We start from the raw sequence: 14,090 nt of genomic DNA, 5'->3' as shown, positions 1-14,090 counted from the left end.
CCTCCCGCTTTCATTCGTCCGTCTGCCGCTCGCGCCGAACGTCGGCGCCCAAGTCCGTAAGCGTCTCTTCCAGCCGCTCGTACCCGCGGTCGATGATCTCCGCGTTTTCCACGACTGTCTCTCCCTGCGCGCAGAGCCCGGCGATCATCAGCGCCGCGCCGCCGCGCAGGTCGCGCGCCGCCACCGTCGCGCCGTGCAGCGTGCCGACGCCGCGGACGACCGCCGTGCGGTCCTTTACCACGATGTCCGCGCCCATGCGTCTAAGGTCGCCCACGTGCGTAAACCTGTTTTCAAACACCGTCTCCGTGATGATGGAGGTTCCGCGCGCCACGCAGGAGAGCGCCAGCATTTGTGCCTGCATGTCGGTCGGAAAACCCGGATACGGCTGCGTGAGGAGCTGCCCCGGCGCGCTCAGGCGCACGGGCGCCGAAAGCCTCATGCGGCCCGGCTGTGAATCCACACGGCAGCCCATGTCCCGCAGTTTCGCCGTGACCGCGCCCAGCTCCTGCACGGGCGCGCCCATCAGTTCGATCTCGCCGCCCGTGATGGCCGCGGCGGCAAGCAGGGTCCCCGCCTCGATGCGGTCCGGCATCGGACGGTAGATCGTGCCGTGCATGCGGCTGACGCCGTCGATCAAGATGGTGGGGCTTCCCGCGCCCTCGATGCGCGCGCCGCAGGCGTTAAGGAAGCGCTGCAGGTCCGCAATTTCCGGCTCGCGGGCGGCGTTGTGGATCACCGTGCGCCCGGGAATGCGCGCCGCCGCCATCATCACGTTTTCCGTCGCGCCCACGCTCGGGTAGTCCAGGTGCACCTCTCCCCCGCGCATGTGCTCGCCGTCGCAGAGCACCAGCCCGCCTTCCTCGCGGATGCGCACGCCCAATGCCGAAAGCCCGGCAAGGTGCAGGTCGATCGGCCGCTGGCCGATCTCGCATCCGCCCGGATAGGGGATCACCGCGCGGCGCATCCGCCCCAGCAACGCGCCCATCATGAATACAGACGAACGCAGGCGCTTGGATAATCCCTCCGGCATCGCGTCGCTTTGAATCGTCGCGGCGTCCACCAGCGTCTCCGAGCCCTCGCCGCGGACCGTGCAGCCCAGCGTATGTAAGATGCGCACCATGTTGTTCACGTCCGCGATGTCGGGGCAGTCCAGCAGCGTCACCGGATCGTCCGCCAGAATAGCCCCCGCCAAGATCGGAAGCACCGCGTTCTTCGCGCAGTGTACGCGCGTCCTGCCTGTAAGCCGTATCCCGCCCTCTACCCGAAACTTTTCCATCCGCACACCTCCAAGACCTTCGTCGCTAATACTCTATGCGACTGAGGCCGGGGTGTGAAAGCGCGTCAGTAGGGGCGCTCACAGCTGCGCGACACAGACAGCAGCACGCCAACGGCTGCCATGATGATGCTGATCGAAGTGCCGCCCGCGCTGAAGAAGGGAAGCGGCAGGCCCGTCGTCGGCAAGATGCCGATGACCACGCCGATGTTGATAAACGCCTGCATGCCGATCATCGTCGTGACGCCCGCCGCCAGCAGGCAGCCGAAGCGGTCGGGGCAGGTGAGCGCCACGCGGACGCCCGCGAACACGAAGGCCGCGAACAGCGCGATCACCGCCGCGCAGCCGACGAGCCCGAAGTCCTCGCCGACGATGGCGAAGATGAAGTCCGATTCCGGGTAGGGCAGGTAGGCGAACTTCTGCCTGCCTGCGCCGAGCCCCTGTCCAAACAGGCCGCCCGAGCCGAAGGCGATGAGCGACTGCGACAGCTGGTATCCCTCGTCGCTCATCTTCGCGAACGGGTCGCGAAAGGAGAGCAGGCGCTCGCGGCGGTATTCCGCGCTCCAGGCATAGGCCGCGCCGACGCAGGCGCCGCCTGCGCCCAGCAGTGCGAGATGACGCCACCTCGCCCCGGCGATAAGCAGCATCAGCACCGCCACGATGAGGATGCTGCCGCCGGTGGACAGGTTGGGCTGCTCGAGGATGAGCAGGAACATGATGCCCGGTACGACGAGCAGGGGCGCGATGCCTGTGACGAGGTTTTGAACCTTATCCCCTCGCTTGGTGAGTGCGCTGGCCATAAAGGCGACCATCGTAAACTTCGCAAATTCGGAGGGCTGAAAGCTCAACCCCCCGAGATTCAGCCAGCGGCGCGAACCGTTTACGTACACGCCGATGCCCGGCACGAGCACCAGCACGAGCAGCACCGCGCTCGCCACCAGCATCGTCAGGATGATCTGCGGCCGGGCGAAGATGTGATAATCGATCCTCGAAAGAAGAAAGCAGGCCGCCGCGCCCAGACCGATGCCGATCAGCTGCTTTTTGACGGCCGCCAGCGCGTCTCCGCTGTCCTGCGCGCTGTAATACGTCGCGCTGAACAGCACGACCAGCCCGAACAGGAGCAGCAGCACCATGCAGACGACCACGGATACGTCCACGCTCCTGCGCGGACCAGAGACTTTTTTCGCCAAAGAGATCAATGCTATCCCCCACTTCTTTTGCAGCGGGGGCGGTCATTCGAGCTCCATGACCAGCCTTTTGAAGACGTCCCCCCGCTGTTCGCAGTTCTTGAACATGTCAAAGCTTGCGCACGCTGGAGAGAGCAGCACGTTGAATCCCTTTTTCGCTTCGCTGCGGCAGCGGGCGACCGCTCTTTCCATCGAGTAGCCTTCGTGCACGTAGCTTTTGTAGCCTACCGCGTCCAGAGCCGCCGCAATCTTCTCCGCCGTCTGCCCGATGAGCACGACCTTTTCGATTACGCCGCTTTCAAGAATCGTCTTAGCCAGAGGAATGAAGTCCACGTTCTTATCGCTTCCGCCCGCGATCAGGAGGGTCGGCGCGCGCATGGCGAGCACCGCCTTCTGCGTAGCGTCCACGTTCGTTCCCTTCGTGTCGTCGATGTAGCGCACGCCCTCGAACTCGCGGACGAACTCGATGCGGTGCTCCACGCCCTTGAACGTGCGGAGCGTGTTTGCGATCGTCTCCGCATCCACGCCCATCAGGCCTGTCATCAGCGCCGCAGCCAGCGCGTTTTCCAGGTTGTGCGGCCCCGGGATGCGGATTTCATCTATGCCGCACACGCGCTGCGGCGCTTCGCCCAGCCTCAGATAAACCGCGCCCTCTTTTGCGTACGCGCCAAACGGAACCTCTCCGCTGCGCGAGAAGAAGGCTGTGCGCGCCCTAAGCCCCTTTGACATCTCGCGGCACGTCGCGTCATCCTGGTTGAAGACCGCGAAATCCTGCTCCGTCTGATTTTGAAAGATGCGGCGCTTCATCGACACGTACGTCCGCATGTCTCCGTGACGGTTCAGGTGGTCCTCCGTGATGTTAAGCACCGCCCCGATATGCGGATGATAGTCCCTCATGCTTTCGCACTGAAACGAGGAAATCTCGCAGACTACGCGATCCTCCGGCCCTGCCTCGTCCGCGATGGCGGCGAAAGGATCGCCGATGTTCCCGACCACGAAGGTTCGGCGTCCGGCATTTTTGAAGATCTCACCGGTCAGCGTCGTCGTCGTCGTCTTGCCGTTTGTGCCCGTAATAGCGATCAGCGGGCTCCTGCTCACGCGGGCGGCCAGCTCTACCTCGCCGATGACCTCGATGCCGAGCGAAAGCGCACGCTGCACGAAGGGCGCCGCATACGGAATGCCGGGGCTGATGACCAGCACGTCCTGCCCAGCGAGCAGCCCCTCCGCCGCCTCGCCCAGGCGCAGGTCGATCGAAAGACCGGAAAGCGCGTCCAACGCGCCGCCCAATTCCGCCTGCGTCTTGGAATCGTTCGCCGTGACCTTCGCGCCTAGCCTGCACAGCAGCGCCGCCGCGGCGACGCCGCTTCGCGCGAGGCCCACGACCAGCACCCGCCGATCCTTAAATTCCAAACACAGCACCTCCTAAAAAAGGCGGGCAATGCCCGCGCTGCAATGGTCTTGGCAGCGTCCGCCTTACGCGACGCTGAGAATGCCGATCAGGCAAAGCACCACCGTCACGATGGTGTACATCGTCACGATCTTCGTTTCCGGAATGCCGCACAATTCAAAGTGATGATGGATCGGCGCCATTTTGAAGATGCGCTTGCCGTGGGTCAGCTTGAAATAGGTGATCTGGATGATATCGGACAGGCTGGAGATCAGCATGCAGAAAGCGATGATGACGAGCAGCAGCGGGAGCCGCAGCAGCAGCGCCGCGCCGACGACCGCACCGCCGATGAACATGGAGCCGGTATCGCCCATGAAGAGGCGCGCGGGGTAGATATTAAAGCGCAGAAACCCCATGCACGCACCCGCCAGCGCGCAGCAGAGCACCGCGAGGTTGGTCAGGTTCGTCGCATCCAGCCCGGACACGGCTGCCGCCGCGAAGAGCGAAAGCAGGCCCAGCGTCGCCATGTCCACGAGCGCTACGGAACCCAGCAGACCGTCAAGGCCGTCGAGCAGGTTCGCGCTATTGGTCGTTCCGACGATGACGAAGACCGCCACCGGGATGTAAAAGAGCCCCAGATCCCATTCGATTCCAAAGAAGGGGACGATGAGCCGCGATCCCACCAGCGGGTGGTAGTAGCAGTACACCGAAAAGGCCACGGCAAGGAGCGTCTGGCAGATCATCTTCTGCGCGGGCGTAAGGCCGCCGTTCTTGCCCCGGCGAATCTTCGTCATGTCGTCCGCAAAGCCGATACAAAGGTTGCCGAGCGAAAGCAGCAGCACGGCGATCATCATATCGGTCTTCACGTCGAAGCTGCCCACGTGCATAAGGAGCGCCACCACGATCGTGACCAGCGCGATCATCAGACCGCCCATCGTCGGCACACCCTGCTTTTTCTGATGGCTTTCCGGGGCGAGCTCGTAGACGTTTTGTCCAAATTTCAGCTTTTTCAGCGCAGGCAGCAGAACCGGCCCCACCGCAAGCGACAGCAGGAAGGCCGCGAGCACCGCCCAGATCATCCTTTGCATGCCCGATTCCTCCTAAACGTTTATTCCATCTCCGTTAGCAGCTCCGCGACGACGATCTTCTCGTCGAACGGGTGCTTGACGCCGCCGATGTCCTGATACGTCTCGTGCCCCTTGCCGCACAGCACGATGACGTCTCCCTCCCGCGCCACGCTCATCGCGTAGCGGATGGCCTCGCGGCGGTTTTCGATGACGACGTACTCCCCGTTCGTCTCGCGAATGCCATCCTCGATCGCGTCCAGAATCTGCATCGGATCCTCACGGCGCGGGTTGTCGCTGGTCAGCACCGAAAGGTCGGCCAGCTGGCCGCTGATGCGGCCCATGACCGGACGCTTCTGGCGGTCTCGGTCACCGCCGCAGCCGAACAGGGCGATCAGGCGTCCCCGCGTGAACGTGCGCACCGTGCGCAGGATGTTGTCCAGCGCGTCCGGCGAGTGCGAGTAGTCCAGAATCATGCGGTAAGGCGTGTTCGTCTCCAGCATCTCGATGCGGCCCGGCGCGCTGCGAACCGCCTCCAGCCCGCGCTTGATCGTCTCCAGGTCGATGCCCAAGATCATCGCAAGCGCGGTCGCTGCCAGGGCGTTGTACACGTTGAACATGCCCGTCATCTTCAGGTGGATCTCCGCGCTGTGCAGCCCGCGCAGGTTCAGCATGAAGGAAACGCCGTTTTCGGTGATCTCGATGTCCCTTGCGTACAGATCCGCGTTTTCGCTGATGCCGAACGTCATGCAGGGCAGCGCAAGTCCCCCCATTACGACCGGGGTCGTCTCCTCATCCGCGTTGAACGCAGCGTTCCGGCACAGCCCGTCCGCAAACAGCATCCGCTTCGCGTCCCTGTAGTGCTCCATCGTGCCGAAGAAGTCCAAGTGATCCAGCGACAGGTTCGTGTAGGCCGCCGCCTCAAACGTCATGCCTACGAGCTTGTGCAGGGCCAGCGCGTGCGCCGAAACCTCCATGCAGACCACCTGCACCCCTTCGTCGGCCATGGTGTGCAGGGTATCGTACAATTCGATGGGGTCCGGGGTGGTCAGCCTGCTTTCCAGCATGCGCGCGCCGATCATGTTGCCCGTCGTGCCGATCAATCCGCACTTCATGCCCGCCGCCTCGCAGATGGACTTGAGCAGGTAGGTCGTGGTCGTCTTTCCCTTGGTGCCCGTGACGCCTACCATGCGCATGCGCTTATCAGGGTGCCCGTGAAAGGCGCTGGCGATGCGTGCCATCGCCGCGCGCCCATCGCTCACGCGCACCTGTACCGCCTGAACGTCCGGCAAGTAGCGCTCCACGACCAGGGCCACGCTGCCGTTTTCAACCGCCTGGCCCGCAAAATCGTGCGCATCGAAGTTCGCGCCGCTGAAGCAGAAGAACATCCCCTGCTCCAGCTGTTTGCGCGAATCCGCGCTCAGCGCCTTGATTTCGATGCCGTCATCCCCGCGCACGTCCAGTACCTCGGGTACGTCTAGGAGCAAATCCTTCAGGTACATCGTCATTCCTCCGGCCTGCCGCTGCCTGCGGCGGTTTTTACGGTATTTCAAAGGTGACGGTCACCTGCGTCCCCGGCTCCACATAGGTACCGGACGCGGGCTTCTGGCTCTTCGCCAGACCGCTTCCCTCTATCAGCATTTCCAGTTCGCGCGCCCGCAGCAGGCGGCTCGCCTCCACGATGGGCTTTCCGAGCACGTCCGGCACCAGCACGAGGTCCTGCGCGTCCATCGGCGTGCCCTCCGTCACGTAGAGCATCACGATGGAGCCTTCGTTCATCGTCGCGCCCGGCAGAGGCATCTGCGAGATCACCGTCTCCGCATCGCCGTCCACCAGCGCATCCAGACCCGCATCCTTAAGCAGCGCCTTCGCCTCTTTGACCGTCATTCCGCGCGTCTCCGGCACCTTCACCGGTTCGCGCTGTTTGGTGTCGTACGGCAGGATTCCCATGTACTCCAGCGTCTCCTGCATGATCTGCGCCGCAAACGGCGCCGCCGTCGTACCGCCGTAATCGACGTACACGGAAGCCTCGTTTACGATCACGATCACCGCGAACTTCGGATCGTCCGCGGGCGCAAAGCCGACGAAGGAACCGATGTGCACGTCGCGCACGATCTTGCCTTCCTTGTACACCTGCGCCGTGCCGGTCTTGCCGCCGATGCGGTAGCCCTCCACCTGCGCGTTCTTGCCGCCGCCCTCCGCCACCACGCTTTCGAGCAGTTCGCGCATGGTCGCGGAGGTCTCCGCGGTAATCGGCGTGGAAACGACGTGCGGCTGCGTGCGCTCCACGACGTTTCCGTCCTCGTCCAGCACTTCCTTGACGATATAAGGACGCATCAGCCGCCCGCCGTTGACCACCGCGCAGGCCGCGGTGATCATCTGAAGCGGTGTCACCGCCACGCTCTGGCCAAAGCCGATGCGCGCGAGGTCCACGTTCTTGACGTACGGCGCGCCGATCAGAATGCCGCTTCCTTCGCCCGGCAGGTCGATGCCGGTGGGTGTTCCCAGCCCGAACGCGCGCAGGTAGCGATACAGCCGGTCCGTACCCAGCCGCAGCGCCAATTCCACGAACACCGGATTACAGGAATTCTGGATGGCCTTCTTCATCGTCTCCGCCCCGTGGGGATTGCCCCAGCAGCGGATGGTGTCGCCGTCCACCTTGATGCGTCCCGAGCAGTAAAAGGAATCGTCCGGGTTGGTCACACCGCTGTCCAGCGCGGCGGATGCGGTCAGCATCTTGAACGTCGATCCCGGCTCGTATACGTCGCTGATCGTGCTGATGCGCATCAGGCTTTGCAGCGTCTGGGCGTCGTTTCGCGGCGGATCGTTCGGGTCGTAATCCGGCTTCATCGCCATGGCCAGCACCTCGCCGGTGTTTACGTCCATCACGATTGCCTGCACCCGGACCGCCTCGTTCACCTCGATGCACTGCCGAAGCGCCTTTTCAACAAAGCTTTGAATTTCCTTATCGATCGTCAGCCGAAGCGTGTTCCCGGCGACTGCCGGGATGTACTGCTGTTCGCCGTCCGCCAGCGTCCGCGCCTTGGCGTCCACTTCGGAAACAATCTTGCCGGGCTGACCGGCCAGATAGTCCTCATAGTATTGCTCCAGGCCCGACTGGCCTACGCTGTCCACGTTGGTAATGCCCAGCGTCTGCGAAAGGTACGCTCCCATAGGATACCATCTTTTCGTATCCTCGTCAAAGGTTAGCCCCTTGAGCGCCCCGGAACGCTGATATTCCTCGCGCTCCTTGAAGTCGCGCAGCGTGTTGACGTCCTCGCGCGACACCTGCCGCTTGAGGATGACGGAAGACTTTGTCTTGTCCGAAACCTTCTTCACAACGGTTTCCTCATCCAAGCCCAGCACTTCGTTCAGCACGCGCGCCATGCCCTCAGGGTTTGTAACCTGCCGCGGGTTCGCGCACACGATGTAGGCCGTCGTGCTCTGAACCAGCAGCTTTCCGTTTCGATCCGTGATGTCCCCGCGCTTTGCGGACACGATGCCGCTGCGCGTCCACTGGTTTACGCCCCGCTGCGTCAATTCCGCCGCCCGCACGACCTGAAGCTGAAAGAGCCTGCCGCACAGCGCAAGAAAAAGGAGGCAGAACCCGACCAGCAACCAGATCAGACGCTTTCGTACAGTCATCCCCGGCGATAACAAGCCGCATTCCCCCTCCGCAGGGGCTGCTACTTCAGCAGTCCCAAGAGCACGCCGAGCCAATCGATCCTATCCTTTTTAGCGTCCTCTTGTGTGCTTGATGGATTATTCACTTGTATTTTCTGCGTAATGCTGATCTCGAAAACTTGCTTGCTCGAGGGCTTCACCATGCCCAGCTTGTTGACGGCGTAATTTCGGATCATTTCGCCGTCCGTCGCCTCGGTGAGCTGCTGGCGCAGCAGCATGTTGTTTTCCTTTTCCTGCTCGATGCTCTTTTGCATGGCGACGATGTCCTTTTGCAGCTTGGATGCATGGGCCATCTGCGAAAGGGACATGAAGCATACCGCGCAGAGCACGCCCGCCATCGCGACGATCAAAACGGCCGACAGCGGAATCTGCTGGCGCCGTCTGTCCTTATCGCCGTGTTTTTGCGGTGTGTGAATCTCCCGCCTGCTTTCATGAGGCGTTTCTTCCGGGGTACGCTCCGGCGCAAGCGCGCTGCTGCCGTCCACGACGGGCATCGCATACGCGTACGCATTCCGGCGCACGCGCCCCACTTGCTCTGCCATCAGTGTATTCCCCTTTCCCCCGATCGAGAACCGCAGCGCCAGGCGCTGCGATCAACCGTTACTTTCCTTCCCGCCTCAGTACTTCTCCTCCATATGGGCCAGCAGGTCCGCGAAGTCGAGCTCCGCCTCCGCCTCCTGCGCCTGATAACGCGCCGCATCCCAGATTTCGACGTGTTCGTTCATACCGACAAATACGAGTTCACGCGTAAGGCCAACCTTGCTGCGCAGCTTCTGCGGCAGCAGGATGCGTCCCTGCGCGTCCATGATATTGCCGGTAAAGGCGTTGCCCATTATGTACCTGACGTACATCATGCCCTTGACATCCGTGCTGCGCACCTGTGACAGACGCGCCTTGATCTCTTCCCACTTCGTCTGCGGATACAGCGCGAGCGCCGTATTTTCGCTGTTGAGGGCAATGGTAAAGTTTTCACCGAGCTGTTCACGGAAGGATACCGGGATGATGACGCGCCCTTTGCTGTCCAGGCTGTGCTCGAAGGAACCCGCAAAGTCCGCCATCGCCATCACGCATCCTCCTTCCCGGCCCCTTGCCCTCTACTTTGTGGAACTATTCTCTTTTATACACCACTCTCCACCACTTTTCAAGTATTTTGAGAAAAAAAGAGTATGACGATACTGTGCGGCGCCGTAATACTTTCTTCACAATTACGAAAAACGCCTTGCCGCATCTCCCCTCTTCGTCAGGATGCGACAAAGCGTTCTCTATTTGTAAAAAACCGTTGCTGCACAACGGTTTTTGCGTCATTTGTCATATTTTACAACTTGACAGGCTCTACGCCCTACATGTAGTATTTGCGTCATTTTTATGAACATACCTGAGGTATATGTTGCGTAATTATTATTTATATATCATAACATATTTTTTATCAAAAAAGAGCCGCTCACGCGGCCCATTTCTCATCTAGTATGCAATTTCGTGCAGTGTAAAGTCAAGCGCATCGCAGGAAACCAGTTGATAGCGCACATTTTCGAGCATTCCGCAAAAGGCCCGGGCAGTGCTCGCCCCATGCAGGTGCCCGTATACCGCGTAGCGCACGCCGTATTCGCTCAACAGTCGCGTTAACGCCGTCGGCGCCCCAGGCTCCAAAAAGGGAGGAAAGTGGAGCATCGCCACAATCGGCGCTTCCTTCGACAACCTTCTGGCGTCCTTCAGCGATAGGCTTAACCGCTGCACTTCGCGCTCGTAGATTTTTCGATCCTGCGCGGTCTCCCCTGGTCCGCCGGGGCATACCCAGCCCCGCGTGCCGGCAAAGAGCACACCCGACAGCAACATCGCATCGTTTTGCAGGGCATAAAATTGTTCTGGAAGCGCCGCACGCAAGCGCGACAGCGAGCTCCACCAGAAGTCGTGGTTGCCGCGCAGAAGAATCTTCCGCCCCGGCAGAGCGCCAATCTGTAAAAGATCGGGCAACGCCGCGTCCAGCTGCATCGCCCAGGAGGTATCCCCCGGGATCAATACCACGTCCTCCGCCTGCACGCGCGCGTGCCAGTCCTCGCAAATGCGCTCGAAGTGGTTCTCCCACTGGGAGCCGAAGACGTCCATCGGCTTGGAGTCCCCGCCAGGAAGGTGCAGGTCGGCGATTGCGAAAATTTTCATGCCTCCCCACGCCCTCCTTTTAAGCCTTACACCGGTTCTTCTTCGTCTTCCTCACGGCGCGCGCTCTCTTCTTCTTCCTCCGCCGTCTCCTCCAGGGAGAGTTCGCGGTCGATCTCGCCCAGCTCGCGATCCGGGATGTCCGTCGCGATGTCTGGCGTGATCTCGTCCATCATGCTCACGTCCTCGAGCTCCAGCTCGGCGCCTGCGGCGACCTCTTCGCCTTCCTCCGCGTCGGGCGTCTCGTCGGACACCTTGCCCATCTCCTTCAGGCAGAAGAGGCACATGTCCTTGCCCGGCAGCGCCGGGTTCTCGTTGCATACGGAGCACAGCTCGTACGGGTCATCCTTCAGTTCGCCCTTCATTTCCCGCTTGCACACGGAGCAATACTGCTCCCCCTCCTGAATGTAATTCAGTTCGCATCGCGGGCACTTGATAAATCCCATTGCAAATCCTCCCTGTGGTGTCGCCGTCTTCCATGGGAAATCATTTCCTTGGAAGCGCGCTTCCATTTAGTTTGAATTCTTGTTTCAAATGTATTACAGTTTTATTACAGCGCCGTCATGAGCGCTGGAATGCAGAAGGAGGTACCCTCATGAAACCCAGCAAAATCGTATCGTGCGCGCTGCTTGGCGCGTTGCTCGCCGTTCCGGCCTCCGCCCTTGGAGACCATGCTTCCCGTAGGCACGGCGGCTATGACCCCCTTTGGTTCGCAACGGCCATTCCGCCCGAGGCGGTTACGACGCCCCAGCCGACTGCAGAACCCCATTATACCGTGAAGCCCACGCAGATTCCGCCGGCGACGCCGCGTCCGACCGCGACCACCGCCGTCACTTTGACGCCGCGCCCCACGGCGACCACCGCCGTCACCTTGGCGCCGCGTCCTACGGCAACCGCCGCCGTCACCGCAACGCCGACTGCACTGGCAACACCTTCCGTAACTGACGGTCATTATACTATAGGTTCGCCTTCAACGCAAGAGCAAGAAGCATTTAATTATCTGACCGAGGACAGAAACAAAAACGGACTTTCCACGCTGACCCTCGATCCGACGCTCTGTTATCTTGCCCGCATGAAATCACAGGATATGCTGTCCAATGGATATTTTGCGCATACCTCGCCGACGCTCGGCAGCGCCTCCGAGATGCTGAAAAATTACGGCTATGCATTCAGCGCCGTGGGCGAAAACATCGCGCATCACGCTTCGGTCGTCAAGTCGCATGCCGCGCTCATGAGCAGCGAAGGCCATCGTCGCAACATGATGGGCACCTCCTGGACGAAGGTCGGCATCGGCATCGCCACCGACAAGAACGGGTACGTCTATATGACGCAGCTGTTCGTCCGCTGACCCACCGGCAAAGGCTGGCCTAAAAAAGCTTATGGCCATCGCCCAGCGCTTCTCCGCGTGAGGCCAAGCCGGCAGTTTCCTGCAAACAGGAGGAGAAGCGGCGCAGCAGCAGCCATAACGCACAGGCACCCGGGGCATTCGCTCCGGGCGCTTTTTTTATCGCGTCTTATGTAGCACGCCGTGGAGCGCCGCCCGCTGCATCGTGATGCTTCGCCCCGCCATACGGCGCGCATAATCGGCCTTTTCTGCGGACGGCGAAAGCGCATAACCCGTACCTTCCTCGCGCGGCCACACGCGCAGAGCTGCGTGCAGCGCTGCCGCCCCGACCGTCTGCGACGGCCTATGTTCCTCTTCCGGCTGCTCGATAAACCGCATGGCGCCTCCCCCTTGCTTTACGCCGTCATCCGGCGGCGCAGTTTTTGCCGCTGACATCCCGGCACTAACAGGCTATGCGGTTTTCGGTGCGCGCGTTCATTGGGATTCTCCCCCACCCGTTTCCCCTTTAGACGCCCGGACTGCGCCAAAGCGCGTCCAGATAGGGCGCGAGGGACTCCTTCACCGCTCCATCCCACCCCACGACCCGCTGCGCGCAAAGCATGGAGCTGAGCACGGCCTCCTCGCAGGCCTCTGCCGCCGCGCGAAACGCCGAACCCAGGCAATCTTCCCGCAGAACCCTGTGCTCCAGAACCGCTGCCCCCGCCATAGGCATGCGGTTTTGCGTCGTAAAGCCGACCATTACCTCGCCGCTGCCGTGGCCGATATACGAACCAAGCCGAGCCAGGCCCACGCTCATGCGCTTGATGATTCTTTGAAGCTGGCGATGACAAACAGGCAGGTCCGTCCCAAGGATCATGATGATCGACCCCCGGTCGCATTCCGCTCTCGCCGCTTCAGAAGCGATTTCTGCCCCGAAGCGGCGTCCGCAGATCGTAAGGTCCGCAAGCCTGCCGTAGTTGGACTGCACGAGAACGCCCAGCGTATAACGCCTGCCGTCCACCGGCACGATGCGCGAGGCGCTGCCGATGCCTCCCTTAAGTCCATGGCAGACGGTTCCCTTGCCCGCGCCGACGTCACCCTCCTCGAAGTCCTCCGCTGCCTGTGCGATCGCCCGGCGGACGTGTCCCTCGCTTACAGCCCGGCGCTGAATGTCGCTCAGCGTCGAATCGTTGCACTCACAGACCAGAGGGTTCACGGAGGTCAGGTGAAGCCCGTCCATCGCGCAGCGCTCTATCATATAGGAAACCATCGCGTCGTGCACGAGGCCGACGTTGAGCGTATTGGTCAGGGCGATGGGCGTCTCCAGCGTGCCCAGTTCGTCGATCTGCATGAGCCCGGCGGTCTTGCCAAAGCCGTTGAGCACAAAGCTCGCCGCCGTCAGCTTCTGCGCAAAGGGGTTGTCCTCGCAGGGCATCACCACCGTGACGCCCGTCCTGCTGTTCGCCTCGTCGATCGTCGCGTGCCCCACGCGCACGCCCGGCACGTCGGTAATCTGGTTTCGCGCGCCGCGCTCCATTTCCCCAATGCGGATGCCGTACTGCTCAAGCGTTCTGTTTTTCATCGCATTTCTTCTCCTATGCAGACGTAAGGCCAGATGGACTCCGCCTTCTTCTGACCGATTCCCTCCACGTTCACTAGCTCCTCGACGCTGCAAAATCCGCCGTGTTCCGTCCTGTAGGCGACGATGCGCTGGGCCGTCTGCTCGCCTACGCCGGGAATCGCAGTCAGCATCCAGGCGTCCGCGAGGTTCAGGTCGAGGCGGGCACGCTGTGTTTCCCGCGGCGCAGGACTCGGGGCAACCGTCGGCAAGTATACGGGCGCGGCACTTTCCGTCTCATGCCGGGTTTCGTTCAGCGCCGGCAGACGGGTAAAGGCGAGCAGCGCGCACAGACATGCCGCATAACAAAGCAGCATCCCCGCGCGGCGCACGCCCGCCTTTCCCATCTTCTTCGCCCGCTTCAGAATGATATCCGCGGACATATGGCATCTCCCTCAT

Annotated in this window: 14 protein-coding genes; 1 reads left to right on the top strand and 13 read right to left on the bottom strand. The window is 61.7% G+C overall.

The window, feature by feature from the left end; translation table 11 throughout:
• Positions 1-10: 10 nt before the first annotated feature.
• The 10 genes from murA to C1725_RS07130 all read right to left on the bottom strand — a co-directional run bounded on the left by murA (position 11) and on the right by C1725_RS07130 (position 11,195).
• Entirely contained in the window at positions 11-1,276 is a 1,266-nt protein-coding gene (gene murA / locus C1725_RS07175; RefSeq protein ID WP_102410955.1) for a UDP-N-acetylglucosamine 1-carboxyvinyltransferase, read from the bottom strand.
• Between the two features lie 65 nt (positions 1,277-1,341).
• A complete protein-coding gene (gene ftsW / locus C1725_RS07170) occupies positions 1,342-2,430 on the bottom strand; it encodes a putative lipid II flippase FtsW (protein ID WP_146009183.1) in 1,089 nt (362 codons plus the stop codon).
• A gap of 75 nt (positions 2,431-2,505) precedes the next feature.
• Positions 2,506-3,870: a UDP-N-acetylmuramoyl-L-alanine--D-glutamate ligase gene (gene murD, locus C1725_RS07165; protein ID WP_346026440.1), complete on the bottom strand. Its 1,365-nt coding sequence runs from the start codon at positions 3,868-3,870 to the stop codon at positions 2,506-2,508.
• A 63-nt stretch (positions 3,871-3,933) separates the two neighbouring features.
• Positions 3,934-4,935 (bottom strand): phospho-N-acetylmuramoyl-pentapeptide-transferase, encoded by a 1,002-nt coding sequence (mraY, locus tag C1725_RS07160; protein ID WP_102410952.1) that lies wholly within the window; start codon positions 4,933-4,935, stop codon positions 3,934-3,936.
• 20 nt (positions 4,936-4,955) lie between these two features.
• Entirely contained in the window at positions 4,956-6,413 is a 1,458-nt protein-coding gene (locus tag C1725_RS07155; RefSeq protein ID WP_346026439.1) for a UDP-N-acetylmuramoyl-L-alanyl-D-glutamate--2,6-diaminopimelate ligase, read from the bottom strand.
• A 37-nt stretch (positions 6,414-6,450) separates the two neighbouring features.
• Positions 6,451-8,571 (bottom strand): penicillin-binding transpeptidase domain-containing protein, encoded by a 2,121-nt coding sequence (locus tag C1725_RS07150; protein WP_346026438.1) that lies wholly within the window; start codon positions 8,569-8,571, stop codon positions 6,451-6,453.
• A gap of 26 nt (positions 8,572-8,597) precedes the next feature.
• Positions 8,598-9,137: a septum formation initiator family protein gene (locus C1725_RS07145; protein ID WP_102410949.1), complete on the bottom strand. Its 540-nt coding sequence runs from the start codon at positions 9,135-9,137 to the stop codon at positions 8,598-8,600.
• Between the two features lie 75 nt (positions 9,138-9,212).
• Entirely contained in the window at positions 9,213-9,659 is a 447-nt protein-coding gene (gene mraZ / locus C1725_RS07140) for a division/cell wall cluster transcriptional repressor MraZ (protein ID WP_102410948.1), read from the bottom strand.
• Positions 9,660-10,056: 397 nt separating this feature from the next.
• The gene (locus C1725_RS07135) at positions 10,057-10,752 is read right to left on the bottom strand and encodes a metallophosphoesterase (RefSeq protein WP_102410947.1); all 696 of its coding nucleotides are present in this window, start codon (positions 10,750-10,752) and stop codon (positions 10,057-10,059) included.
• 26 nt (positions 10,753-10,778) lie between these two features.
• On the bottom strand, positions 10,779-11,195 hold the full coding sequence (locus C1725_RS07130; protein ID WP_102410946.1) for a hypothetical protein: 417 nt from the start codon (positions 11,193-11,195) through the stop codon (positions 10,779-10,781).
• Between the two features lie 149 nt (positions 11,196-11,344).
• Between C1725_RS07130 and C1725_RS07125 the strand changes: the two genes are divergently transcribed.
• On the top strand, positions 11,345-12,097 hold the full coding sequence (locus C1725_RS07125) for a CAP domain-containing protein (protein WP_346026437.1): 753 nt from the start codon (positions 11,345-11,347) through the stop codon (positions 12,095-12,097).
• 156 nt (positions 12,098-12,253) lie between these two features.
• On the opposite strand, the gene C1725_RS07120 is transcribed toward C1725_RS07125, so the two are convergent.
• The 3 genes from C1725_RS07120 to C1725_RS07110 form a co-directional block, all read right to left on the bottom strand.
• Positions 12,254-12,472: a hypothetical protein gene (locus tag C1725_RS07120; protein WP_102410944.1), complete on the bottom strand. Its 219-nt coding sequence runs from the start codon at positions 12,470-12,472 to the stop codon at positions 12,254-12,256.
• 127 nt (positions 12,473-12,599) lie between these two features.
• The gene (locus C1725_RS07115) at positions 12,600-13,655 is read right to left on the bottom strand and encodes a P1 family peptidase (protein WP_102410943.1); all 1,056 of its coding nucleotides are present in this window, start codon (positions 13,653-13,655) and stop codon (positions 12,600-12,602) included.
• The gene (locus C1725_RS07110; protein WP_102410942.1) at positions 13,652-14,074 is read right to left on the bottom strand and encodes a helix-hairpin-helix domain-containing protein; all 423 of its coding nucleotides are present in this window, start codon (positions 14,072-14,074) and stop codon (positions 13,652-13,654) included. Before C1725_RS07110 ends, C1725_RS07115 begins: the two co-directional genes overlap by 4 nt.
• Between the last annotated feature and the right edge of the window lie 16 nt (positions 14,075-14,090).

It is taken from the genome of Beduinella massiliensis (assembly GCF_900199405.1).
In the GTDB taxonomy this organism is placed as follows: domain Bacteria; phylum Bacillota; class Clostridia; order Christensenellales; family Aristaeellaceae; genus Beduinella; species Beduinella massiliensis.
The sequence above is the reverse complement of the archived record's forward strand: the minus strand, read 5'-3'. Positions and strand labels throughout refer to the sequence as shown.